This is a genomic window from Phenylobacterium koreense (genome assembly GCF_040545335.1).
In the GTDB taxonomy this organism is placed as follows: domain Bacteria; phylum Pseudomonadota; class Alphaproteobacteria; order Caulobacterales; family Caulobacteraceae; genus Phenylobacterium; species Phenylobacterium koreense.
Genome location: NZ_JBEPLU010000001.1, coordinates 1888009 through 1910613, shown reverse-complemented (window position 1 = coordinate 1910613; position 22605 = coordinate 1888009). Strand labels below are relative to the sequence as shown.

At 68.5% G+C, this 22605-nt stretch carries 24 protein-coding genes; 17 read left to right on the top strand and 7 right to left on the bottom strand.

The genetic code is table 11. The annotated features are described in order from the left end of the window. Positions 1-26: 26 nt before the first annotated feature. Positions 27-638: an exopolysaccharide biosynthesis protein gene (locus ABID41_RS09530; protein ID WP_331931522.1), complete on the bottom strand. Its 612-nt coding sequence runs from the start codon at positions 636-638 to the stop codon at positions 27-29. Between the two features lie 279 nt (positions 639-917). On the opposite strand from ABID41_RS09530, the gene ABID41_RS09525 reads away from it, so the two are divergent. From ABID41_RS09525 to queG, 4 genes are read left to right on the top strand one after another with little or no spacing between them, the layout of a single operon-like run. Next, positions 918-1961 carry an aspartate-semialdehyde dehydrogenase gene (locus tag ABID41_RS09525; RefSeq protein WP_331931521.1) on the top strand — a complete coding sequence of 348 codons (1044 nt, stop codon included), beginning with the start codon at positions 918-920 and terminating at the stop codon, positions 1959-1961. Positions 1962-1999: 38 nt separating this feature from the next. Next, a complete protein-coding gene (locus ABID41_RS09520; RefSeq protein ID WP_331931520.1) occupies positions 2000-2956 on the top strand; it encodes a cation diffusion facilitator family transporter in 957 nt (318 codons plus the stop codon). Between the two features lie 17 nt (positions 2957-2973). After that, positions 2974-3660 (top strand): FtsZ-binding protein FzlA, encoded by a 687-nt coding sequence (fzlA, locus tag ABID41_RS09515; RefSeq protein ID WP_331931519.1) that lies wholly within the window; start codon positions 2974-2976, stop codon positions 3658-3660. Next, positions 3641-4765, top strand: coding sequence for a tRNA epoxyqueuosine(34) reductase QueG (gene queG, locus ABID41_RS09510; RefSeq protein WP_331931518.1), 1125 nt, complete (start codon positions 3641-3643; stop codon positions 4763-4765). The genes fzlA and queG overlap by 20 nt, the downstream gene beginning before the upstream one ends. A 120-nt stretch (positions 4766-4885) precedes the next feature. Here the strand turns inward: queG and ABID41_RS09505 are convergent, their stop codons facing one another. Next, positions 4886-5704: a crotonase/enoyl-CoA hydratase family protein gene (locus ABID41_RS09505; protein WP_331931517.1), complete on the bottom strand. Its 819-nt coding sequence runs from the start codon at positions 5702-5704 to the stop codon at positions 4886-4888. A gap of 68 nt (positions 5705-5772) precedes the next feature. Beyond that, entirely contained in the window at positions 5773-7194 is a 1422-nt protein-coding gene (locus ABID41_RS09500; RefSeq protein ID WP_331931516.1) for an MFS transporter, read from the bottom strand. Positions 7195-7400: 206 nt separating this feature from the next. On the opposite strand from ABID41_RS09500, the gene ABID41_RS09495 reads away from it, so the two are divergent. From ABID41_RS09495 to ABID41_RS09480, 4 genes are all read left to right on the top strand, one after another. Further along, the gene (locus ABID41_RS09495) at positions 7401-8504 is read left to right on the top strand and encodes an NADH:flavin oxidoreductase (protein WP_331931515.1); all 1104 of its coding nucleotides are present in this window, start codon (positions 7401-7403) and stop codon (positions 8502-8504) included. A gap of 27 nt (positions 8505-8531) precedes the next feature. Further along, on the top strand, positions 8532-9374 hold the full coding sequence (purU, locus tag ABID41_RS09490; RefSeq protein ID WP_331931514.1) for a formyltetrahydrofolate deformylase: 843 nt from the start codon (positions 8532-8534) through the stop codon (positions 9372-9374). A 125-nt stretch (positions 9375-9499) separates the two neighbouring features. Further along, entirely contained in the window at positions 9500-10324 is an 825-nt protein-coding gene (locus ABID41_RS09485) for an enoyl-CoA hydratase-related protein (RefSeq protein ID WP_331931513.1), read from the top strand. A 60-nt stretch (positions 10325-10384) separates the two neighbouring features. Beyond that, positions 10385-10834, top strand: coding sequence for a DUF2214 family protein (locus tag ABID41_RS09480; protein WP_331931512.1), 450 nt, complete (start codon positions 10385-10387; stop codon positions 10832-10834). Here the strand turns inward: ABID41_RS09480 and ABID41_RS09475 are convergent. After that, positions 10831-12450, bottom strand: a complete 1620-nt coding sequence (locus tag ABID41_RS09475) for a cisplatin damage response ATP-dependent DNA ligase (protein ID WP_331931511.1) — start codon at positions 12448-12450, stop codon at positions 10831-10833. The two genes, ABID41_RS09480 and ABID41_RS09475, sit on opposite strands and share 4 nt — an antisense overlap. Continuing rightward, positions 12450-13460 (bottom strand): ligase-associated DNA damage response exonuclease, encoded by a 1011-nt coding sequence (locus ABID41_RS09470; RefSeq protein ID WP_331931510.1) that lies wholly within the window; start codon positions 13458-13460, stop codon positions 12450-12452. Before ABID41_RS09470 ends, ABID41_RS09475 begins: the two co-directional genes overlap by 1 nt. Before the next feature lie 427 nt (positions 13461-13887). Here ABID41_RS09470 and ABID41_RS09465 point away from each other — a divergent pair, with 427 nt between their 5' ends. The 5 genes from ABID41_RS09465 (at position 13888) to ABID41_RS09445 (ending at position 17274) form a co-directional block, all read left to right on the top strand. After that, a complete protein-coding gene (locus ABID41_RS09465) occupies positions 13888-14331 on the top strand; it encodes a PaaI family thioesterase (RefSeq protein ID WP_331931509.1) in 444 nt (147 codons plus the stop codon). Continuing rightward, positions 14328-14738, top strand: coding sequence for a PaaI family thioesterase (locus ABID41_RS09460; protein WP_331931508.1), 411 nt, complete (start codon positions 14328-14330; stop codon positions 14736-14738). Before ABID41_RS09465 ends, ABID41_RS09460 begins: the two co-directional genes overlap by 4 nt. 85 nt (positions 14739-14823) lie before the next feature. Continuing rightward, positions 14824-15798, top strand: a complete 975-nt coding sequence (locus ABID41_RS09455; RefSeq protein ID WP_354297461.1) for a methionine ABC transporter ATP-binding protein — start codon at positions 14824-14826, stop codon at positions 15796-15798. 4 nt (positions 15799-15802) lie between these two features. Further along, on the top strand, positions 15803-16459 hold the full coding sequence (locus ABID41_RS09450; RefSeq protein WP_331931247.1) for a methionine ABC transporter permease: 657 nt from the start codon (positions 15803-15805) through the stop codon (positions 16457-16459). Positions 16460-16479: 20 nt separating this feature from the next. After that, positions 16480-17274 (top strand): MetQ/NlpA family ABC transporter substrate-binding protein, encoded by a 795-nt coding sequence (locus tag ABID41_RS09445; RefSeq protein WP_331931246.1) that lies wholly within the window; start codon positions 16480-16482, stop codon positions 17272-17274. Between the two features lie 4 nt (positions 17275-17278). Here ABID41_RS09445 and ABID41_RS09440 read toward each other — a convergent pair whose 3' ends face one another. Then, positions 17279-18265 carry a 2-hydroxyacid dehydrogenase gene (locus ABID41_RS09440; RefSeq protein ID WP_331931244.1) on the bottom strand — a complete coding sequence of 329 codons (987 nt, stop codon included), beginning with the start codon at positions 18263-18265 and terminating at the stop codon, positions 17279-17281. Between the two features lie 215 nt (positions 18266-18480). Here ABID41_RS09440 and ABID41_RS09435 point away from each other — a divergent pair, with 215 nt between their 5' ends. From ABID41_RS09435 to ABID41_RS09420, 4 genes are all read left to right on the top strand, one after another. Next, positions 18481-18918 carry an SH3 domain-containing protein gene (locus ABID41_RS09435; protein ID WP_331931242.1) on the top strand — a complete coding sequence of 146 codons (438 nt, stop codon included), beginning with the start codon at positions 18481-18483 and terminating at the stop codon, positions 18916-18918. A 78-nt stretch (positions 18919-18996) separates the two neighbouring features. Beyond that, on the top strand, positions 18997-19524 hold the full coding sequence (fabA, locus tag ABID41_RS09430; RefSeq protein ID WP_331931240.1) for a 3-hydroxyacyl-[acyl-carrier-protein] dehydratase FabA: 528 nt from the start codon (positions 18997-18999) through the stop codon (positions 19522-19524). Positions 19525-19542: 18 nt separating this feature from the next. Further along, a complete protein-coding gene (fabB, locus tag ABID41_RS09425) occupies positions 19543-20754 on the top strand; it encodes a beta-ketoacyl-ACP synthase I (protein ID WP_331931238.1) in 1212 nt (403 codons plus the stop codon). Positions 20755-20978: 224 nt separating this feature from the next. Beyond that, the gene (locus ABID41_RS09420; RefSeq protein WP_331931236.1) at positions 20979-21791 is read left to right on the top strand and encodes an enoyl-ACP reductase FabI; all 813 of its coding nucleotides are present in this window, start codon (positions 20979-20981) and stop codon (positions 21789-21791) included. 3 nt (positions 21792-21794) lie between these two features. On the opposite strand, the gene ABID41_RS09415 is transcribed toward ABID41_RS09420, so the two are convergent. Further along, the gene (locus ABID41_RS09415; protein WP_331931234.1) at positions 21795-22538 is read right to left on the bottom strand and encodes a 3-oxoacyl-ACP reductase family protein; all 744 of its coding nucleotides are present in this window, start codon (positions 22536-22538) and stop codon (positions 21795-21797) included. Positions 22539-22605: the final 67 nt, after the last annotated feature.

The following is a 22605-nucleotide window of genomic DNA, read 5'->3' as shown; positions in this document are numbered from 1 at the left end:
ATCAACGCGCCCGCCCTGGGAAGGTGTCAAGCCGCTCCAAGCCAGTTCACGAGAAGGCGAACGCCCTCCATCACGACGTCGGCGGCCAGGTACAGAAGGAAGGCGCTGACCCCCGCCAGAATGTAGCCGACGACGGCGAAAATCCCGTCGCGGGAGAACAGCGCGAAGCCGAGGAATCCTATGGTCAGGGCGGGCAGCAGGTTGCCCAGCGGGATCGGCAGAATCAGCACTAAGGCCAGCGCCGAGCAGACGGCGCCTATGAATCGGTCACCCACGGGACCGAAGAACAATTCGATCCGTGGACGCGAGACGTGCTCGAGACGCTCGACCCAGGGAATGAGCCGCCCGAACGCCTTGCCAAGGTCCGCGCCCGACAGCCGGCGATTATCCAGGAAACGCGGCAGCCACGGACCCTGCGCCCCCAGCGCCAGTTGCGGCGTCAGCAGCAGCAAGGGCGCTCCCAGCACGGTCGAGGACCCCGGCGGCAGGGGCAGCAGGTTGGGAATGGAGAACACGAACAGCAGGGCGCCGAACGCCCGCCCGCCGAACTGGTCGATGATGTCCCCGACCCGGACGCTTTCCTGCTCGCAAAGCTCCCGCAGGATTTCGGAGATCGCGCGGTCCCGCTCCTCTTCCATCTTTCCTTCCGCACGCCGCCGATTGCCTGAACGCACGGCCGTTCAATTGGATGTCCGCGAAATCGGCGGTTTACAAGCCGCCCGTCTTTGCCATATCGGAGCGCCATGCGTCGTTCGACCATTAAAAGCGCGATTAAAACCACCATGCCCGCGGGGCTTGGGGGTTCGCGCGCGCGCGCCGCGTAAGCCCCAAGGACCCCGCCGGCAGGCCGGGGTCGCAATCTCCTGAAAAGCGAGCGCCTCGGTCTTCCGGACCTCAAACCCGGAGACGATAACCTCATGCTTTCCACCGAAGTCGCCCGCCCCGCCGGCCAGCGCCTGTTCAACGTCGCCATCGTCGGCGCCACCGGCGCCGTCGGCGTCGAGCTGATGACCTGCCTGGAGCGCCGCAACTTCCCGGTCCGCTCGCTGAAGCTGCTGGCCTCGCCACGCTCGGCCGGCCGCACCTACGAGTTCCAGGGCCGCCAGGTCGCCGTCGAAGCCCTGACCGCCGACAGCTTCACCGGCGTCGACATCGCCCTCTTCTCGGCCGGCGCCACCATCAGCCGCGAGTTCGCGCCGATCGCCGCGGCCAAGGGCTGCGTGGTGGTCGACAACTCCTCGGCCTTCCGCATGCAGCCGGAAATCCCGCTGGTGGTGCCGGAGGTGAACGGCGACCTGCTGGGCCAGCAGCCGCGCATCGTCGCCAATCCGAACTGCGTCGCCGCCATCGCCGTGATGGCCCTGCAGCCGCTGCACGCCCACAACCCGATCCAGCGGGTGATCGGCGCCACCTACCAGTCGGCCTCGGGCGCCGGCGCGGCCGCCATGGCCGAGCTCGAAGCCTCCACCGCCGCCTACCTGGCCGGCGAAGCTTACGAGCCCAAGGTCCTGCCGCACCCCTACGCCTTCAATCTCTTCAGCCACAACGCCGGGGTCGATCCGGAGACCGGCTACAATGGCGAGGAGCTCAAGGCGATGGAGGAGATCCGCAAGATCATGTCCGCGCCGGACCTGCGCCTCTCCTTCACCTGCGTGCGGGTGCCGGTGCTGCGGGCGCACTCCATGTCGTTGACCGTCGAGTTCGAGCGCCCGGTCAGCCCCGCCGAGGCCGAGGCCTGGCTCGGCGACGCCCCGGGGGTGCGGCTGGTCAACGACCCGCTGCGCAACCACTTCCCGATGCCGAACGAGGCCTCGGGGGGCGACGATGTCCTGGTCGGCCGTATCCGCTCCGACCTCTCGGACCCGTCGGGCCGCACCCTGAGTATCTTCGCGGTGGGCGACCAGCTCCTGAAGGGCGCGGCGCTCAACGCCGTGCAGATCGCCGAACGCGTGGCGAGCTGACCTTTCGCCGGCCCCGGCGGCGGAGCTAAAAGGCCCATATGTCCGATCGTCCGCGCTCCTCCGTCGCCGAGGCCACCGCCCTCACCCGCATGATCACCCTGGCCTCGACCGGGGTGGCCCTGCTGCTGGTGAGCATCAAGGGCGCGGTCTGGCTGCTCGGCGGCTCGACCGCGCTGCTGGCCTCGGCGGCCGACTCGGCCCTCGACCTCCTGGCCTCCCTCGCCACCTTCTTCGCCGTCCGCTACGCCGCTTCCCCGCCGGACGCCGAGCACCGCTTCGGTCACGGCAAGGCCGAGGCCTTCGCCAGTCTGCTCCAGGGAGGCCTGGTCTTCGCTTCCGCCGCCCTGATCGGCCGTGAGGCCATCGGTGACATCCTCCACCCGCGCGAGGTGACCCACGGCGGTCTGGCCATCGCGGTCATGGCGGTCTCCATCGCCCTGACCTTCGCCCTGATCGCGGCCCAGACCCATGTCCTCAAGCGCACGGCTTCGGTGGCGGTGGCAGGTGACCGGGCGCACTACGCCACGGACCTGGCCTCCAACGCCGTCGCCCTGCTGGGCGTCGGCGCGGCGGCGATCCTCGGCTGGCGGGGCGTCGACGCCATCGCCGCCCTCGCCATCGCGGCCTTCCTCGTCTGGGGCGCGGTCGGCGTCTTCCGCGAGGCCGCCAACCAGCTCATGGACCGCGAGCTACCCCTGGCCGAGCGCGAGCGGATCATCGCCCTGGTCACCAGCGACCCGATGCTCAGCGATGTGCACCAGCTACGGACCCGAGCGTCGGGTCCGTACGTTCACATCCAGATGCACGTCGATCTCGATCCCACCCTATCGCTGAGACAGGCCCATGCCGCGGTCGTAGCGGCCGAAAGGCGCATACTTTCCGAGTTCCCCAGCGCGGACATCATCATCCATCCGGACCCGCGCGGCGCGGCCGAGCCTCATGGCGGCGCATTCGCCGAAACGACGCTCGGTAAACGTGGCCTTAAGGAGGGTTAGGGATTCTCGGTCACCTAATGAGTCTCGACCTCACCCTTCACCATTTCCCGCTCGATCCCGCCTCTCGCCAGGTGCGACTGGCGCTGGGCGAAAAGCGCCTGCCGTTCTCCGAAGAGGCTGTGCGCTATTGGGAGCGGCCCTCCGCGCTGGTGAACATGAACCCGTCGGGCCTTACCCCGGTGCTGACCGCGTCCGACGGCCGCGGCGCCCTGGTGCTCTGCGAAAGCCGCGCCATCCTCGACCATCTGGAAGAGACCTATCCCGACCCGCCGCTGCTGGGCCGCGACGCCCACGAGCGGGCCGAGGCCCGTCGCCTGCTGCAGTGGTTCGATCGCAAGTTCGACTACGAGGTCTGCGGCTTCCTGCTTCACGAGAAGATGGAAAAGCGCCTGCTCGGCCTCGGCGCCCCCGATCTGGCCGCCATGCGCCAGGGCCGCGAGGCCCTGCGCGCGCACCTCGTTTATGTGGAAGGCCTGCTGTCGAACCGCGACTGGCTGGCCGGACGCCGGCTCTCCCTGGCCGATTTCGCCGCAGCGGCGCACCTGTCCGTCATCGACTATTTTGGCGATGTTCCCTGGCGCGACTTCCCGGCGGTGAAGACCTGGTACATGAAGCTGAAATCGAGGCCGTGCTTCCGGCCGCTGCTGGCCGATCGCTGGCCCGGCCTCACGCCGGCGCAGCACTATGACGACCTCGACTTCTGACCCTGGGCGCAACGCCGAGCTGATCCGCAAGCGGGCCGCCGAACTCGGCTTCGACGCCTGCCGCTTCGCCAGCGCCGCCGAGCCCTGGCCGGCCTCGGCCCGCCTGGCGCAATTCGTCGAGCAGGGCCGCCATGGCGAGATGGCCTGGATGGCCGAGACGGAAGATCGGCGGACCCACCCCACCGCCATGTGGAGCGGCGCGCGTTCGGCGATCATGCTGGGGGTCAACTATGGCCCCGACCACGACCCGCTGGAGATCCTCGCGCAGCGCGACCGCGGGGCGATCTCGGTCTACGCCCAGGGCGACGACTATCACGAGCTGATCAAGGGCCGGCTGAAGCAGCTCGCCGGCTGGATCGTCTCCCGGTTCGGCGGCGAGCTGAAGGTGTTCGTCGATACCGCCCCGCTGATGGAAAAGCCCCTGGCCGAGCGGTCGGGCCTGGGCTGGCAGGGCAAACACACCAACCTCGTCAGCCGCGAGTTCGGCTCCTGGCTGTTCCTCGGCTCCATCCTGACCGAGCTCGACCTGCCAGCCGATCCGCCCAGCGGCGGCTCCTGCGGCCAGTGCCGGGCCTGCCTCGACATCTGTCCCACCGGCGCCTTCCCCGCGCCCTATCAGCTCGACGCCCGGCGCTGCATCTCCTACCTGACCATCGAACTGAAGGACCCGATCCCGCGCGAGTTTCGCCCGCTGCTGGGCAACCGCATCTATGGCTGCGACGACTGCCTGGCGGTCTGCCCCTGGAACAAGTTCGCCGCCGCTTCCCGCGAGCAGCGCCTGCACGCCCGCGACACCCTGCGCTCTCCCGCCTTGCGCGACCTGGCCGCCCTCGACGACCCCGCCTTCCGCGCCCTCTTCTCCAAGAGCCCGGTCAAGCGCATCGGCCGCGACCGATTCCTGCGCAACGTCCTCTACGCCATCGGCAATTCGGCCGATGCCGACCTGGCGCCGGTGGCCGAGATCCACCTGCAGGACCCTTCGCCGCTGGTCCGCGGGGCCGCCGTCTGGGCCCTCTCCCGCCTGCTGGCCCCCGCCGCCTTCACCCAGCTCCGCGCTCAAACCTCGGAAGCCGACCCCGATGTCGTGGCCGAGTGGAGTGGCTGACGTCTCGCTCGTCTTCATGGCGGGGGAGAATGCGACCTCGCCATCCAATTACCATGTCATCCCGGTCTTCGGCCTACGGCGGCAACCGATGAAACGGATATGGGGGCGCCCAGGACAGCCCTAATCGGCGTAGACCGCCGCCCGCTTCTGCATGTTCGACATCACCGCCTCGACCTGGTTGGGCGAGCCGATCAGGGCGGTCTGCTCGGCGCTCTCGGCCTTGAGGATCGCGTGCTGGTCGGAGTCCATCATCATGTTCAGCAGCCGCTTGGCGCCGCGGATCGCATGCGGGTTCTTGCCGGCGATCTCCGCGGCCACGGCCAGGGCCTCGGCGCGCGGGTCGGCGCAGACGCGGGTGGCCAGGCCCAGGCGCTGGGCCTCCTCGCCCTCGAATATACGGCCCGTAAAGGTCAGCTCGCGGGCCAGGTCGTCGCGCACCAGGCCCTTCATCAGCACCATGCCGGCCATGTCGGGCACCAGGCCCCACTTGATCTCCATCACCGCCATGCGCGCGTCGGGGGCCACGAAGCGCATGTCGGCCGCCAGGGCGAGCTGGAAGCCGCCGCCGAAGGCCACGCCGTGAACCGCCGCGATCACCGGGACCGGCTGCTCGCGCCAGACCATCACCGCGTGCTGGGCGCGGTTCGAGCCGCCCGGCGTCCGGTTCTCGGTGACCAGGGAGCCGCCGGTCGAGGATTGCCCGCCGCTGCGCTCGCCCGAGGCCATCTTGCCGAAATTGCCCATGTCGAGCCCGGCGCAGAAGGCTCTGCCCTCGCCCGACAGCACGATCGCCCGCACGCCCTTTTCGGTCTTCAGCCGCTCGCCGGTCTCGACCAGGGCGCTGAACATGGCGTCGTCCAGGGCGTTCATCTTGTCCGTACGCACCAGGCGGACATCGGCCACGCCGTCCTTGATCTCGACCTTGATGCGTTCTTCCATGGCGCTCTCCCTTGGCTTCCGCCCACAGGCTGGCACGCTTTACGGCCTGCGCCCACAGTGACCTTGCGTCAGCCGCCCTTGTCCGACAGCACCGCGATGGCCGGCTCGGCCCCCACGCTCTCGATGATCGGCGCCTCGGCATAGACCGCGTCTCGCTCGTCGAGCTGGCGGCGGATGTCGGCGTGCTTGTCGGCGTCCAGCCTCCAGCCCAGCACGCAGGCGCCGCCCAGCATGACGAAGATGATCGGGCCGACGATGTAGGCCATCTCCAGCCCGAAGATCGCCTGGGGCGTGTTGCCGGCCCCGGCGGTCGCGTCGTAGCCGATCCTCGCCAGTAGCGGGAACGTCAGGCCGATGGCGAAGGCCGAGGCGATCTTGTTGGCCAGGGCGTTCAGCGCATAGATCAGGCTCAGCCGCTCCTGGCCCTGCTCCAGCCGCACCTCGTCGGCCACGTCGGCCAGCATGGCGCGGATCATCAGGTCGAAGCCGGCGGCCATGAAGCCGCACCAGAACATCACCGGCACGGCCAGCGGCACGTTCGCCTTCGGCAGCACGATCACCATGCAGAGCCCCAGCGAATAGGCCGTGGTGGTCACCATCAGGGTGCGGTGCTTGCTGAAGCGCATGGCCAGACGCGCGGTCAGCGGCGCGCCGACGATGCCGGCGATCACATAGACCAGCAGCAGCAGCGAGGCCTGCTCGGCCGAGAACCCGCGGGAGTCCTTGAAGAAGAAGAGGTAGAGCGCGCTCATCCAGCCGGGGCCGAGGGTCAGGGCCATCTGGGCCAGGAACAGCCGCAGCAGGTCCGGCTTGGTGATCAGCGACAAGTAGTCCTTGAGCGCGAACTTCTCCGGCGCGGTCTTCATGATGTGCTCGGGCGTGCGCAGGCAGGTCAGGGCCACGACGATCGGGACCAGGATGAGGATGAACCAGCCCATCGACTTCACGCCCTCGGCCTCGCTCAGGCCGAGATGCGCGGCGACGATCGGAATGATCAGCACGATGACCGCCCCGATCACGCCGGCGGCCGCCAGCACCCCGAACACCCGCGAACGCTGATGGTACTCCGTCGCCAGGGTCGCGGCCCAGGCCGAGTGCCCCAGGCCCAGGATCGAATTGCCCAGGTAGAAGACCAGCAGCCAGAAGATCAGATAGACCGTGCCCACCCCGTGAGGCGCCTCGAACATGGCGTAGACCGCGGCCATCAGGATCGGCCCGCCAGCCAGCACCCAGACCCGGTAACGGCCCAGCCGGGTGCGGGTCCGGTCCATCACCAGACCCAGGATCGGGTCCACCCCGATGTCGAGCATCCGCACGATGGCGAAGGCCGCGCCGATGGCCGCCAGGTTGACTCCCAGGTGGCTGGCGAAGAAGGGCGGGATGTAGACGGCCACCGCCACCGCCAGGGCCCCGAGCGGCAGGGCGAGGGAAGAAAAGGACAGGACCATGCCGCTGGACAGCGGTCTTTCCTGCGGCCGGCCTTGGCTCACTGGCGCTACTCCCTCGCGCGCCGGCCTCTTTCGACCGGCGTCTCGTTTCATTGATCGCCTGCTGCAGGCGCGATGCAAGCCCGCGCAGCTAAAGCCTCTCGAACGCCGTTCGACACCTCAGGAAAATTGAAACAGCCGCTTGCAAGCTCGCAGCCTTCCGGCAAGGTCCTGCGCCACGACTGCGGCGCAACCTTCGAGGTGGAAGCGTGACCGATCTCTTCTCTCCCATGACCTTCGCCAGCGGCGCGGCCATGAAGAACCGCTTCATGCTCGCGCCCCTCACCAACACCCAGAGCTACCCCGACGGCGTGCTCTCGGACGACGAGTTCAACTGGCTCACCATGCGGGCCAAGGGCGGGTTCGGCCTGACCATGAGCTGCGCGGCTCACGTCCAGGCGGCCGGTCAGGGCTTTCCCGGGCAACTCGGCGTGTTCGGCGACCGGCACCTGCCCGGCCTCACCCGTCTGGCCGCCGCCATCAAGGCCGAGGGCAGCCTGGCGATGGTTCAGCTCCACCACGCCGGCATGCGCTCGCCCAAGGAGTTGATTGGCCAGGCGCCGCTTTGCCCCTCCGACGACGCCGAGACCGGCGCCCGGGCATTGACTCTGACCGAGGTCGAGCAGCTCCGCGACGACTTCGTCGCCGCCGCCGTCCGCGCCGAGAAGGCCGGCTTCGACGGGGTCGAGCTGCACGGCGCCCACGGCTACATCCTCTGTCAGTTCCTCTCCCCGATCATCAACCGCCGGCAGGACCGCTATGGCGGCTCGCTGGAGAACCGCGCCCGACTGACCCGCGAGATCATCGACGCAATCCGCGCCGCCTGCCGGCCAGGCTTCACCCTCGGCCTGCGCCTCTCGCCCGAGCGCTTCGGCCTGAAGCTCGCCGAGATCCGCGATTTCGCCCAGGCGCTGATGCGCGAGGGCAAGATCGACTATCTCGACATGTCCCTCTGGGACGTCGCCAAGGAGCCGGTCGAGGAGGAGTTCCAGGGCCGAACCCTGATGTCCTATTTCACCGAGCTCGACCGCGGAAATGTCCGGCTGGGCGTCGCCGGCAAAATCATGGCCGCCGAGACCGCCCGCTGGTGCCTGGGGGAGGGGGCCGACTACGTCATCATCGGCCGCGCCGCGATCCTGCATCACGACTATCCACGGAAAGTGCAGGCAAACCCGCAATTCCTGCCGATAGACCTGCCCGTCACCCGCGAATACCTCCACGCGGAGGGTCTGGGCCCGGCCTTCATCCAGTACATGGGCAATTGGAAGGGGTTCGTGGCCGAGCCCGCACCCACGCAAGGCGCCTTGACGTAAGGCCTGGCTTGGCGGCCTAGAGCGCCGATGATCCTTACCCTCGCCTGCCCGGACCAGCCGGGCATCGTCGCCCGCGTTTCGGCTTTCCTCTTCGAGCGCGGGGCCAACATCCTCGACGCCCAGCAGTACGACGACCAGGAGACCGGCAGGTTCTTCATGCGGGTCGTCTTCGATCCCGCCGGCGCCGACATCGACGCCCTGCGCGAGGCCTTCGGCGAGGTCGCGGCGGCCTTTTCCATGCGCTGGAGCCTGCGCGACCCCAAGGTGAAGCGGCGGGTCATGATCCTCGCCAGCCAGCAGGACCACTGCCTGGCCGACCTGCTCTATCGCTGGCGTCGCGGCGAGCTGCCGATGGAGATTTCCGCGGTGGTCTCCAACCACCCGATCGAGACCTACGCCAACCTCGACCTCTCCGACGTGCCCTTCCATCACCTGCCGGTCCGCCGCGCCACCAAGCTGGAGCAGGAAGCGGCGATCTGGAAGCTGATCCAGGACACCGACACCGAGCTCGTCGTCCTCGCCCGCTACATGCAGGTGCTGTCCGACGGCCTGGCCGCCAAGCTGGAAGAGCGCTGCATCAACATCCACCACTCGTTCCTGCCCGGCTTCAAGGGCGCGCGCCCCTACCACCAGGCGCACGAGCGCGGGGTGAAGGTCATCGGCGCGACCGCCCACTACGTCACGGCCGACCTCGACGAAGGCCCGATCATCGAGCAGGACGTGGAGCGCATCAGCCACCGCGACACCCCCGCCGCCCTGATCCGCAAGGGCCGCGACATCGAGCGCCGGGTTCTGGCCCGCGCCGTCCGCTGGCGGCTCGAGGACCGCGTCCTCCTGAACGGGGCCAAGACCGTGGTGTTCACGGACTGACATCGTCAGCCGAGTGCTCCCCCGCTGGGGGAGCTGTCGGCGAAGCCGACCGAGGGGCCTCCCCCGCTTTACTCTCGTGGCGTCAAACGGCGACCCTGCCGGGAAAATCCCGGAGGAAACCCGCCATGGCCGAAGAGCCCATCCTGTTGACCGACGATCCCGCGCCGCATGTGCGCCGGATCACGCTCAACCGTCCGAACAAGCGCAACGCCCTCTCCAATGCCCTGCGCGGCGAGATCTTCCGCGCCCTGGAAGAGGCCGACCGCGATCCGCAGGTCCGGGTCATCGTCCTGCGCGGGGCCGGGAGCTGCTTTTCCTCCGGCTACGACCTGGCCGGCGTCGGCGAGCTGCCCTGGCACACGGCCGGCGCCCAGGGCCAGTGGGCCCGCCACGTGGTCGACGGCTGCTTCCGGATCTGGGACCTGGCCAAGCCGGTGATCGCCCAGGTCCATGGCTGGTGCCTGGCCGGCGGCTCTGAGCTCGCCGTCGCCTGTGACCTGGTCTACGTCGCCGAGGACGCCCAGATCGGCTACCCGGCCGTGCGCACCATGAGCCCGCCGGACAACCACTATCATGTCTGGCTGATGGGCATGCGGGCGGCCATGGAGCAGATGCTGACCGGCGATTCCATCGACGGGAACGAGGCGGTGCGGCTGGGCTTCGCCAATCGCGCCTATCCGCTGGCCGAGCTGGAACCGGCGGTCCTGGCCATGGCCGAGCGCATCGCCAAGGTCGATCCGGAGCTGGCCCAGCTCAACAAGCGCCTGGTTCACCGTCAGATGGAGGTGATGGGCATGCGCCAGGGCCTGCGCGCCGGCACCGACCTCCACGCCCTCGGCTGGCATACCAGGGCCTCGCGCGAATACATGGAGAAGATGCGCCAGGGCGTCACCGCCGCCCTCACCGAGCGGGACGGCAAGTTCGCCGACTATCGCACCGGTGGATCTTAATCATTTACAACGTAAGGCGATGACGGCAAGGTCGGCGCGACCAGCCTTCAGGAGCGCCTCGTGACCGACCTTCTGCTCGCCATCGCCCACCATCTGCTCGTCTTCGGCCTCGCCGCAATCCTCGCCGCGGAGCTGGCCATGATCCGCCCTGGCCTCGGTGGCGCGGCCCTGCGGCGCCTGGGGATCGTCGACCTGCACTATGGGCTGATCGCCGCCCTGATCCTCATCGTCGGCTTCGCGCGGGTCTATATGGGCGCGAAGGGACCGGAGGCCTATCTCGGCAACTGGGCCTTCTGGGCCAAGATCGGCGCCTTCGTCCTGGTCGGCCTGCTGTCGAGCCTGCCCACCCTGCGCATCCTGCAATGGCGTCGGCGCGCCCGCGCCGAGACCGGCTTCGTGATCACTGAAACAGACGTGAAGGCGGTCCGCCCGTTCCTCATCGCCGAGGTCGCGGTCTTCGCGCTGATCCCGACCTTCGCGGCGATGATGGCGCGCGGCTACGGACTTTAGCGCGCGTCCATCAGCTCCAGCATCCGCTCGAGCGCCGCGAGCTCGTCGGCCTCGCCCGAGGGCTTGTCCCAGCGGATGCGGTTGATGCGCGGGAAGCGCATGGCCACCCCCGACTTGTGCCGTGTCGAGCGCTGCAACCCTTCGAAGGCGACCTCGAACACCAGGCCGTGCCGCACATCCGCGCGCACCGCCCGCACCGGCCCGTAGCGGTCCACCGTGTTGTCGCGGACGTACTTGTCGAGCAGCTTCAGCTCCTCGTCCGTGAAGCCGAAATAGGCCTTGCCCACCGGCGTCAGCATCCGCGCCCCGTCCACCCCCTCGGCCCAGACCCCGAAGGTGTAGTCCGAATAGAAGCTCGACCGCTTGCCGTGCCCTCGCTGGGCGTACATCAGCACGGCGTCAACCAGGAACGGATCGCGCTTCCACTTGAACCACGGCCCCTTGGGCCGGCCGGCCTCATAGATCGAATCCCAGCGCTTGAGCATCACCCCCTCGGCGATCGTCGGATCGCCCGGCGGCGGGCTGCGCCGCAGGTCCGCCAGCTCCGTCCAGGTCCCGAACGGCTGCAGGGGGGAGAGGTCGATGCGGCTGGTCTTCAGCCGGGCCACGAAGTCCTCCAGCCGCGCCCGGCGCCGCACGAAGGGCAGCATCCGGGTGTCTTCCTCCCCGTCGGCCAGCAGGTCGTAGGCCCGGATGCCTGCCGGAAACTCGGCCAGCAGCCGGTCGTTCACGGTCTTGCGGTTCAGGCGCTGCTGCAGGTCGGAAAAGGGCGCGATGGCGCTGCCCCGCAGCACCAGCAGCTCTCCGTCGATGGCGCCTTCGAAGTCGAGCGCGTCCAGCACGTCCGGGAAGGTGCGGGAGATGTCGTCGCCGGTTCGAGTGTAGAGCCGCCGCACGCCGCCCTCGTTGACGGCCTGGATCCGGATGCCGTCCCACTTCCACTCGGCCGCGTAGTCCTCCGGGTCAAGCTTGCCGAAGTCGGCCTCCTCGTCCACCGCCTGCGCCAGCATGACCGGCCGAAAGCGTCCCGGCGCGTCGGCCGTCGGCCGCTCGGACCGGCCCTCCAGCCAGGCGAACAGATCCTCATAGGGCGGGCGCAGGGCGTGCCATATCTCCCCGACCTCCGACACCGGCACAGGGGCCAGATCAGCCACCGCCTGCTTGGCCAGCCGCGCCGAGACCCCTACCCGCAGCCCCCCGGTCATCAGCTTCAGCAGCGCCCAGCGGCCGGTCGAATCGAGGGCGTCCAGCCAATCCTCGATCAGCCGCTGGACGTCGGAGCGCGAGGCGCTGCGCAGGGCGTCCACCACCTCGGACAGCTCGGGCTCGCGGTTGGCCCCCGGCCGCGCCGGCCAGACCAGGGCCACGGTCTCGGCCAGGTCGCCCACATAGTCGTAGGACCAGCCGAACAGCACCGGGTCCATACGCGCCTCGACCGCCTTGCGGATGAAGGCGGGCTTGGCCGCATGAAATGCGAGTTCGCCGGTCAGCGAAGCCAGCGCCCAGCCACGGTCGGGGTCCGGGGCATTGGCGAAGTGGTCGCGCAGCAGGGTCAGCTTGGTGTTGCGCGAAGCGGTCAGCGACAGGCGGTCGAGCAGCTCGGCGAAGGCGCGCATCAGTCCTCCGCCTCGTCCTCATAGCCGACCAGCGCCAGGGCGCGGGCCCGCACGCCGTGCAGCTCGGCCCAGCGCAGCAGCGCTTCCTCCCGGCCGTGCGTGATCCAGAGCTCGCCCGGCGCCAGCTCGTCGACGGTTGCGGTCAGCTCGTCCCAGTCGGCGTGGTCCGAGATCACCAGCGGCAGCTCCACTCCGCGCTGGCGGGCCCGCGCCCGCACCTGCATCCAGCCGGAGGCGAAGGCCCCCACCGGGTCCGGGAACCGCCGCGACCAGCGATCGGCCAGGGTCGAGGGCGGTGCGATGATGATCTGACCGGCGAAGTCCTCCTTCGCCCCCGTCGTCGCCGGCGCCAGCGGCCCCAGCGCCACCCCATGGTCCTCATAGAGCCGGTTCAGGCGGTCGAGCGCCCCATGCACATGGATGGTCTTCTCCCATCCGGCCTCGCGCAGCAGGCAGATGATCCGCTGCGCCTTTCCCAGCGCATAGGCCCCGACCATGTGCGCGCGCTCGGGGAACTGCTCGACCGAGCGCAGCAGCTTGGCGATCTCGTGCGCATCGTCCGGATGCCGGAACACCGGCAGGCCGAAGGTCGCCTCGGAAATGAACACGTCGCAGGGGACCGGCTCGAACGGCGGGCAGGTCGGATCGCGTCGGCGCTTGTAGTCGCCGGAGACCACCATCGTCAGTCCCTGCCAGCGCACCACCGCCTGGGCCGAGCCCAGCACATGGCCGGCTGGAACCAGGGTCACCTCGACCCCGTCGCGCGAGACGCTCTCGCCGTAGCCGAGCGGCTGCACTGATCCGGCGAAGTCGGCGCCATAGCGCTCCTCCATGATCGCCAGGGTCTCGGGGGTGGCGACCACCGTCCCGTGCCCGGCCCGCGCATGATCCGAATGCCCATGGGTGATCACCGCTCGCGCCACCGGCCGCACCGGATCGACGAAGAAATCTCCCGGCGCGCAATAAAGCCCTTCGGGCTTTGGACAGAGCAGGCTCTCAGGACGGATCATGCAAACCGATATGGGAAGCCGAGCCGCCTTTTCCTCCCCTGCAACGCGAGCGAGGGGGACCGCCCGAAGGGTGGGGGAGAGGGGCCTCACCGCCAGGAGAGAATCCAGGCCCGCACATTACACAGTATTCATAATGTGAAATCGGCGTCATGACCTAGACTTAACGAGTATTCGAGAAAGCCGTTGCGTATAACCCTCTCATCGGACGCGGACATCCCGCACCAAACCAGACCAGAGGGACTTAGACATGAACACCACCTTCAACCTGAACGGCTTCGCCAACCTCGTTCTCGCTGCCACCCCGCTCGTGGCCGTCGCCGTCACCGTCCTGACCAAGCTCGCCGGCGTCGCTTGATCCGAGGGGGCTTCCAACTTGACCCGTTACGTTGACCGATAGGCGGAGGCGCCTCAAAGGAAGGGGATGAACATGTCCCCCGAGGCCCTTCGCGAGACGGCTAGGCACATGGTGGAAACCGTGCCCCAGGCCTCCGCCCTCGGCTTCAAGCTGCTTTCCGTCGAGCCCGGCAAGGGCTCCATCTTCACCCCCTGGCGCGAAGACCTGGTCGGCGATCCCGACACCGGCGTCATCGCCGGCGGGGTGGTCACCGCCGTCCTCGACCACGTCTGCGGCCTGGCGATCATCTCGACCGCCAAGGACCGGACCACGCCCCTGTCCACCGCCACCCTGGACCTGCGCATCGACTATATGCGTCCGGCCGCGCCCCGCGCCGACATCACGGCGGAGGCCCACTGCTACAAGCTGACCCGCAACATCGCCTTCGTGCGGGCCCACGCCTACGACGGCGATCCTCAGGACCCGATCGCCACCGCCCAGGCGGCCTTCGTGCTCAAGCGTCCAGAGGCCCGATGACCCCCGCCCAGCGCCTGGAGACCTTCCTCGGTCGCGTGCCCTATGTGCGCTTCCTCGGCATGCGCGCCGAACTGGCCGGCGACGAAATGACCGCGGCCCTGCCCTTCGCCCCGCACCTGGTCGGCAATGTCGCCCTGCCGGCCCTGCACGGCGGAGTCATCGGGGCCTTCATGGAAATGACCGCCCTGGCCCAGCTCTCGGTCACCCAGCCGAGCGCCAAGGTCCACAAGACCATCGACATCACCATCGAGTACCTGCGGCCGGGCCGGGCGCTGACCACCTACGCCCGGGCGGACGTGCGCAAGATCGGCCGCCAGATCGCCAACGTCCATGTCGAAGCCTGGCAGGAGGCGCGCCTGAAGCCGGTCGCCGCCCTGCGCGGCCACTTCATGCTGAGCGACAGCTGACAGCCGGCACGATTGTCCTGGTCCCTGACGCCCACGAGAGAAATTCTGTCTTGAGCAGCTCGATTCCGCCGCTAGGGATTGCGGCGTGATCAGTTTCCAATCCGTCGGCAAGACCTTCGCGCGCGCCTCGGCGCCCGCCCTGCGCGACGTCAGTCTCGATATCGCCGCCAGCGAGGTCTTCGGCGTCATCGGCCAGTCCGGCGCCGGAAAGTCGACGCTCATCCGCCTGATCAACGGCCTGGAACGTCCCACGGCGGGGCGTGTCGTGACCGACGGCGAGGACATCGCCGCGCTCGATGCGGCTGGCCTGAGGAGCCTGCGCCGCCGTGTCGGCATGATCTTCCAGCACTTCAACCTGCTGGCCTCCAAGACGGTGGCGGCCAATGTCGCCTTTCCGCTCAAGATCGCTGGCGTGCCGCCGCGCGAGATCGACGGCCGCGTCTCGGAACTGCTGGCGCGGGTCGGCCTTGCCGACCATGCGGGCAAGTATCCGGCCCAGCTCTCCGGCGGCCAGAAGCAGCGGGTCGGCATCGCCCGCGCCCTGGCCAGCGGGCCCAGAGTCCTGCTCTGCGACGAGGCCACCAGCGCCCTGGACCCACAGACGACCGAGCAGATCCTGGAACTCCTGGCCCAGCTCAACCGGGAGCTCGGCCTGACCATCGTCCTGATCACCCACGAGATGGAGGTGATCCGCCGGGTCTGCCATCGCGTGGCCGTACTCGACGCCGGCCAGGTGGTGGAAAGCGGTGAGGTCGCCGAAGTCTTCCTGCATCCACGTCATCCCGTCACCCGCCGCCTGGTGGCCGACGCGGCGGGCCTGGCCGCGGAGGGTGCGAGCGCCGGCGCCCTGCGCCTCACCTTCCGGGGCGCGGCGACCTATGAGCCGATCCTCGGCCGCATCGCCCGCGACACCGGCGTCGACTACTCGATCCTCGGCGGGCGCATCGACCGCATCCGCGACGAACCTTACGGACAGCTCCTGGTCTCGCTGGTCGGAGGCGACGTCGCCCAGGCCCGCCAGAGATTGGAAGCGGCCGGCGTACGGGTCGAGGAGGTCTGAGGCCGTGTTCGCCAACATCAACTGGGCCGACATCGGCCAGGCCACCTTCGACACCCTGGTCATGCTGGCCGGATCGCTGGGCTTCTCGGTCCTGCTCGGCCTGCCCCTGGGGGTGATCCTCTTCCTGACCGGGCGCGGCCAGTTGCTGGCCAATCCGGCCGCAAACGCCGCGCTCTCGTTCGCGGTCAACGTGCTTCGCTCGGTCCCCTTCGTGATCCTGCTGATCGTGATGATCCCGCTCACCATGCTGCTGGTGGGCACGTCGCTCGGCGTCGCCGGCGCCGTCCCGCCGCTGGTGGTGGGCGCAGCGCCCTTCTATGCGCGCCTGGTCGAGACCGCCCTGCGCGAGGTCGATCCCGGAGTGGTCGAGGCGGGCCAGGCCATGGGCGCGACCCCTCGCCAGATCGTCTTCGGCGTCCTGCTTCCCGAGGCCCTGCCCGGCATCGTGGCGGGCGCCACCGTCACCGCGATCGCCCTGGTCTCCTATACCGCCATGGCCGGCGTCGTGGGGGCAGGCGGGCTTGGCGACCTCGCCATCCGCTTCGGCTACCAGCGCTTCCAGACCGACGTCATGGTGGTGACCGTCCTCCTGCTGCTGGTTCTCGTCCAGGGCCTGCAATGGGCGGGCGACCGCCTTGTCATCAAACTCAGCCGGCGCTGAGCCCGGAGATTAAGACAGACATGCTTAAGCGCACCTTCGTCCTGACCGCCGCCGCCCTGTGCCTCGCCGCCTGCGGCAAGCAAGCGGAGACGCCCTCGGACACCCTGACCATCGCGGCCACCCCGGTGCCCCACGCCGAAATCCTCGAAGTCGTCCGGCCGATCCTCGCGCAGCAGGGCGTGAAGCTGGATGTGAAGGTCTTCAACGACTACGTGCAGCCCAACCTGCAGGTCGCCCAGAAGCAGTTGGACGTGAGCTACTTCCAGACCGCGCCCTATCTCGACGAATTCAACAAGGCGCGCGGGACCAGGCTGGTGAAGGTGGTCGGCGTCCACATCGAGCCGATCGGCGCCTATTCCCGCAAGCACAAGGCCCTCGCGGACCTGCCCCAGGGCGCCACGGTGGCCATTCCCAATGAGCCCAGCAACGGAGGCCGCGCCCTGCTTCTGCTGCAGAAAGGAGGCCTGATCAGCCTCAAGGATCCGGCCAATCCGCTTTCGACCCTGAACGACATCGTCGCCAACCCGAAGGGCCTGAAGTTCCGCGAACTTGAGGCGGCGACCCTCCCGCGGGTGCTGGGCGAGCTGGACCTTGCGGTGATCAACACCAACTACGCCCTCGACGCCAGGCTGGACCCGGCCAAGGACGCGTTGATCCTGGAAGACGGGAACAGCCCGTACGTGAACCTGCTGGTGTCGCGCGAGGACAACAAGAACGATCCGCGCGTCCAGAAGCTGGCCGCCGCTCTCACCGGTCCCGAGGTGAAGGCCTTCATTGAGAAGACTTACGCCGGCGCGGTCCAGCCGGCGTTCTGAGCTCCTAGAGCATCGACATCAGCACCCGGTCGGGCGGACGATGGCCGTCCATCCAGGTCTTGAGGTTGATGATCACCTTCTCGCCCATGTCGATCCGCGCCTCGACCGTCGCCGATCCCAGGTGCGGCAGCAGCACGGCGTTGGGCAGGTTCAGGAGCTTGGGATTGATCGCCGGCTCGAACTCGAAGACGTCAAGGCCCGCCCCGGCGATCAGGTTCGTGGCCAGCAGTTCGGCCAGGGCCGCCTCGTCGATGATCCCGCCGCGGGCGGTGTTCACGATCACCGCATGCGGCTGCATCAGCTTCAGCCGCCGCGCCGACAGCAGGTGATAGGTCGCCGGCGTGTGCGGGCAGTTCACCGAGATGATGTCCATCCGCGCCAGCATCTGGTCGAGGCTTTCCCAGTAGGTCGCCTCCAGCTCCTGGGCGATCACGTGACTGACCGGCTTGCGGTTGTGATAGTGGATCTGCATGCCGAAGGCCCGGGCGCGGCGCGCCACCGCCTGGCCGATCCGGCCCATGCCGATGATCCCCAGCCGCTTGCCGTTGACCCGCCGGCCCATCATCCAGGTCGGGGTCCAGCCGGTGAACTGGCCGGCCTGCACCACGTTCGCCCCTTCGACGATGCGGCGCGAGACCGCCATGATCAGGGCCATGGTCAGGTCGGCGGTGTCCTCCGTCAGGACGCCTGGCGTATTGGTCACCGCGATGCCGCGCTCGGTCGCGGCCGCCACGTCGATGTGATCGACCCCCGCCCCGAAATTGGCGATCAGCTTCAACTGGTCGCCGGCGGCGGCGATCAGCTCGCCGTCGATCGCGTCGGTGATGGTCGGCACGATGGCGTCGGCCCGCGCCACCGCCTGCAGCAGGGCGTCGCGATCCATCGGGGCGTCGGTCAGGTTCAGCTCGGTGTCGAACAGTTCGCGCATCCGCGTCTCCACCTGGTCCGGGAGTTTGCGGGTGACGATGACCTTGGGCTTGCGAGCTGGCATAGGCGTCTTTGGAAAGGATTCTTTAACTGCGCGCGGCGCGCCTTGCTTTGTATCCCAGAACCTCTAGCAAAGCCCCCATGGACGGCCAAGGCGAGCCTCGAACGAACACGCAGCCGAAGACGGCGACGCTCATTATTTTGACGTTGGCGCTGCTCGCGGCCGTCTGCGCGCCCGTCGCGCAGGCCGCGCCCCGGCAAACCCCCTCCGGCCAGCCTGTGCCGCGTTACGTCGCGCTCAAATTCGACAAGGTCTATGCCCGCGCGGGCCCCGGCGAGGACCACAAGCTGCTCTGGGTCTATCATGCCAAGGGCCTGCCGGTTCAGGTGATCGCCGAGAACACGGAGTGGCGGCGCATCTGCGATCCCGAAGGCGGCGTGGCCTGGGTCCACCGACGGCTGACCAGCGGCGAAAACAACGTGATGCGCGCCAAGCCCGAGCGCCTGGCCCTGCACAAGCATCCGCGAGCCGAGGCCGAGATCATCGCCTATCTGGCCCCGCGCTCCATCGCCCAGCTCCCCAAGGGTTGCGAGAAGGGCTGGTGCAAGGTCAAGGCCGGCGGGGTTTCCGGCTGGGCGCCGGCGTCCGAGCTGTGGGGCGTGTCCGACGCCATCCAGTGCAAGCTCGGCCGGCCGGTGGCGTCCCGGAAGCGTTGAGCCGGGCGGCCGGCTCTGCTAGGCCCATTTCCAAACGAATCCATTGGCCCGGACAGGGCCGCCACCAGAAAGCGAAGCATGATCCAGGGCGCCAAGGCCAAGGACCACTACAATCTCGAAGAGCTGCTGGCCTGCGGCAGAGGCGAGATGTTCGGCCCCGGCAACGCGCAACTGCCGGTGCCGCCGATGCTGATGTTCGACCGGATCGTGAAGATCACGGAAGACGGCGGTGCGCATGGCAAGGGCTATGTGGAAGCCGAGCTCGACATCAATCCCGACCTCTGGTTCTTCCAGTGCCACTTTATCAATGACCCGGTCATGCCCGGCTGCCTGGGCCTCGACGCCATGTGGCAGCTGGTCGGCTTCTTCCTCGGTTGGTCCGGCGCGCCCGGCAAGGGCCGCGCCCTCGGCGTCGGCGAGGTGAAGTTCACCGGCCAGGTCACCCCCAAGGTCTCCAAGCTGATCTACCGGATCGACCTGAAGCGCGTGATCATCCGCAAGCTGGTCATGGGCATCGGCGATGGCGTGCTCGAGGCCGACGGTAAGATTATCTACGAGGCGAAGGACCTGCGCGTCGGACTGTTCGACGCCAAGGACCTCGGCTGAGAAGACGGAAATAAGTTCATGCGCCGTGTCGTCGTCACCGGGATCGGTATCGTCTCGTCCATTGGCAACAACGCCAACGAGGTCCTCGCCTCGCTGCGCGAAGCCAAGTCGGGCGTCAGCTTCTCGCCCCAGTATGCGGAGCTCGGCTTCCGCTCGCAGGTTCACGCCTCGCCCGACATCGACTGGGAGTCGATGGTCGACCGCCGCGCCGCGCGGTTCCTGGCCCAGGGCACTGCCTTCGGCCACATCGCCATGGAACAGGCCATCGCCGATTCCGGCCTGGAAGAGGCCGACGTCTCCAACGAGCGCACCGGCCTGATCGTCGGCTCGGGCGGCCCGTCCACCAAGTCGATCATCGAGGCGGCCCACACCGCCAAGGAACGTGGCCCCAAGCGGGTCGGCCCCTTCGCGGTGCCCAAGGCGATGAGCTCGGGCGCCTCCGCGACCCTGGCCACCTGGTTCAAGATCAAGGGGCTGAACTTCTCGATCGCGTCGGCCTGCGCCACCTCCACCCACTGCATCGGCGCAGGGTACGAGCAGATCCTGATGGGCAAGCAGGACGTGATGTTCGCCGGCGGCGCCGAGGAGCTGGACTGGTCGCTCAGCGTGCTGTTCGACGCCATGGGCGCCATGAGCTCGAACTTCAACGATCGCCCGGCCACCGCCAGCCGCGCCTATGACAAGGACCGCGACGGCTTCGTCATCGCCGGCGGTTCGGGGATCGTGGTGCTCGAGGAATACGAACGGGCCAAGGCCCGCGGCGCCAAGATCTACGGCGAGATCGTCGGCTATGCCGCCAACTCCGACGGCTTCGACATGGTCGCCCCGTCGGGCGAAGGCGCGGCGCGCTGCATGCGCCTGGCCATGGCCGACCTTGGCGGGCGCAGGATCGACTACCTGAACCCGCATGGCACCTCGACCCCGGTCGGCGACGTCAAGGAAATGGGCGCGGTGCGCGAGGTGTTCGGCGCCGACGTACCGCTGATCTCCTCGACCAAGTCCCTCACCGGCCACAGCCTGGGCGCGGCGGGCGCGCAGGAGGCGATCTACAGCCTCCTGATGCTGAACAACGGCTTCGCCGCCGAGAGCGCGCACATCGAAAACCTCGACCCCGAGTTCGCCGACCTGCCGATCCTGCGCGAGCGCAAGGACGTCCAGCTCGAAACCGTGATGTCGAACTCCTTCGGCTTCGGCGGCACCAACGGCTGCCTGGTGATGGCCCGGGTCTAAAAGGGCGATTCTCTCCCGCCGGGGGAGGTGGATCGGCGTGCAGCGCCGAGACGGAGGGGGCCGCCGCAGGCGGTCTCCCCTTGCCGTGAAGGCCCCTCAGTGACCCTGCGGCTGACAGCTCCCCCGAGCATCTAAGCAAGAGGCGGCGATTCGCTTCCACCTTGCGCCCCCGCCTCCGCCCGTCCACAAACCCCGCAAACTCTGGAAACGCCGAGGAGATGCGCGTGGCCGACGAATATCAGATGCCCAAGGGCGACCTGATGAAGGGCAAGAAGGGCGTGATCACGGGGGTCGCGAACCACCAGTCGATCGCCTGGGGCATCGCCTCGCAGCTCGCCGCCCAGGGCGCCGAGCTCAGCTTCCTGCATTTGCCGGGCATGGAACGCCGGGTGCAGCCCCTGGCCGAAAGCGTCGGCGCCAAGGCCATCGTCCCGGCCGACGTCACCGACGACGCCTCCATGGACACGGCCTTCGAAGCCATCGAGAAGGCCCACGGGACGATCGACTTCTTCCTCCACTCGATCGCCTTCGCCAACAAGGACGAGTTGAAGGGCTCGTTCGTCGACAACACCACGCGCGAGGGCTTCCTGCGCGCCATGGACATCTCGATCTTCTCGTTCGTGGACTGCGCCCGCCGCGCGGCCAAGCTGATGCCGAACGGCGGTTCGATCGTCACCATGACCTATCTGGGGTCCGAGCGCGCGATCCCGAACTACAATACCATGGGCGTGGCCAAGGCCGGCCTGGAGGCGGCCACCCGCTATGCGGCCCGCGACCTCGGGCCCCGCAGGATCCGCGTCAACGCCATCTCCGCCGGAGCGATGAAGACCCTGTCCCTGGCCGGCATTTCCGGCGGCCGCTCGATGCTGGCCCAGGGCCGGGCCATGTCGGCCCTGGGCGAGGACACCTCGATGGAAGGCGTCGCCGGCTGCGCCCTCTGGCTACTGTCGGACCTCGGCCTGTCGACCACCGGCGAGGTGGTTCACGTCGATGCGGGCTTCCACATCATGGGCCTGGCGTCCGACAGCGAGGGCTGACGCTTACGCGTTGGCGCCGCCATCCACGGTGAAGCCGGCGCCATTGGCGAAGCGGCTCTCGGGGCCGGCGATCCAGGCGACCATGCTGGCGATGTCTTCGGGCCGGCCATATTCGGGAATCGCCATGCGGCCGCGCTGGGCGTCGGCCCCCTCCCCATCGGCCGGGTTCATGTCCGTATTGGTCGACCCCGGATGGACCAGGTTCACCGTGACCCCACGCGGACCAAGGTCGCGCGCCAGTCCCTTGGTGAAGGACAGCAGGGCCGACTTGGTCATCGAATAGAGGGTGAGCCCCGGGGTCGGCACCTGCTCGGCCAGGTTCGAGCCGATATTGATGATCCGGCCGCCCGGCGGCAGATGAGCCGCGGCCGCCTGCGAGGCCAGGATCACGCCGCGCACGTTCACGGCCAGCAGTTGGTCGACGTCCTCTACTGTCCAGCCTTCCACCGGCCCCACGCCCCGCGCGATCCCTGCATTGTTGACCAGGATGTCCAGCCCGCCCAGTTCGGCGGCCGCCCAATCCACCGCCGCCTTCACCGCGGCCGGGTCGGCGCTGTCGGCCTGAATCGCCAGGGCCCTGCGCCCCAAGCCTTCGATCCTGCTGACAAGCTCGTCCGCCCGCTCCTTCGAGCGTTCGAAGGTGATGGCGACGTCCGCGCCGTCCTGCGCCAGCCGCAAGGCGATGGCGGCGCCGATTCCTCGGCTCGCGCCAGTCACCAGGGCGCGCTTTCCGGAAAGATTTGACACGGGAAACTCCATTTCTGTGTCGATCGATACAAAATCGAATCCCACCGTTGCCGACGGCCGTCAAGCG

Bases quoted from the DNA above. Each gene is read 5' to 3' on its own strand.
- ABID41_RS09445 (WP_331931246.1), top strand. From the start codon at position 16,480: ATGCTTAAGCGCACCTTCGTCCTGACCGCCGCCGCCCTGTGCCTCGCC.
- queG (WP_331931518.1), top strand. From the start codon at position 3,641: ATGACGACCTCGACTTCTGACCCTGGGCGCAACGCCGAGCTGATCCGC.
- ABID41_RS09465 (WP_331931509.1), top strand. From the start codon at position 13,888: ATGTCCCCCGAGGCCCTTCGCGAGACGGCTAGGCACATGGTGGAAACC.
- fabB (WP_331931238.1), top strand. From the start codon at position 19,543: ATGCGCCGTGTCGTCGTCACCGGGATCGGTATCGTCTCGTCCATTGGC.
- ABID41_RS09520 (WP_331931520.1), top strand. From the start codon at position 2,000: ATGTCCGATCGTCCGCGCTCCTCCGTCGCCGAGGCCACCGCCCTCACC.
- ABID41_RS09485 (WP_331931513.1), top strand. From the start codon at position 9,500: ATGGCCGAAGAGCCCATCCTGTTGACCGACGATCCCGCGCCGCATGTG.
- ABID41_RS09505 (WP_331931517.1), bottom strand. From the start codon at position 5,704: ATGGAAGAACGCATCAAGGTCGAGATCAAGGACGGCGTGGCCGATGTC.
- ABID41_RS09530 (WP_331931522.1), bottom strand. From the start codon at position 638: ATGGAAGAGGAGCGGGACCGCGCGATCTCCGAAATCCTGCGGGAGCTT.
- ABID41_RS09440 (WP_331931244.1), bottom strand. From the start codon at position 18,265: ATGCCAGCTCGCAAGCCCAAGGTCATCGTCACCCGCAAACTCCCGGAC.
- purU (WP_331931514.1), top strand. From the start codon at position 8,532: ATGATCCTTACCCTCGCCTGCCCGGACCAGCCGGGCATCGTCGCCCGC.
- ABID41_RS09525 (WP_331931521.1), top strand. From the start codon at position 918: ATGCTTTCCACCGAAGTCGCCCGCCCCGCCGGCCAGCGCCTGTTCAAC.
- ABID41_RS09475 (WP_331931511.1), bottom strand. From the start codon at position 12,450: ATGCGCGCCTTCGCCGAGCTGCTCGACCGCCTGTCGCTGACCGCTTCG.
- ABID41_RS09460 (WP_331931508.1), top strand. From the start codon at position 14,328: ATGACCCCCGCCCAGCGCCTGGAGACCTTCCTCGGTCGCGTGCCCTAT.
- fzlA (WP_331931519.1), top strand. From the start codon at position 2,974: ATGAGTCTCGACCTCACCCTTCACCATTTCCCGCTCGATCCCGCCTCT.
- ABID41_RS09470 (WP_331931510.1), bottom strand. From the start codon at position 13,460: ATGATCCGTCCTGAGAGCCTGCTCTGTCCAAAGCCCGAAGGGCTTTAT.
- fabA (WP_331931240.1), top strand. From the start codon at position 18,997: ATGATCCAGGGCGCCAAGGCCAAGGACCACTACAATCTCGAAGAGCTG.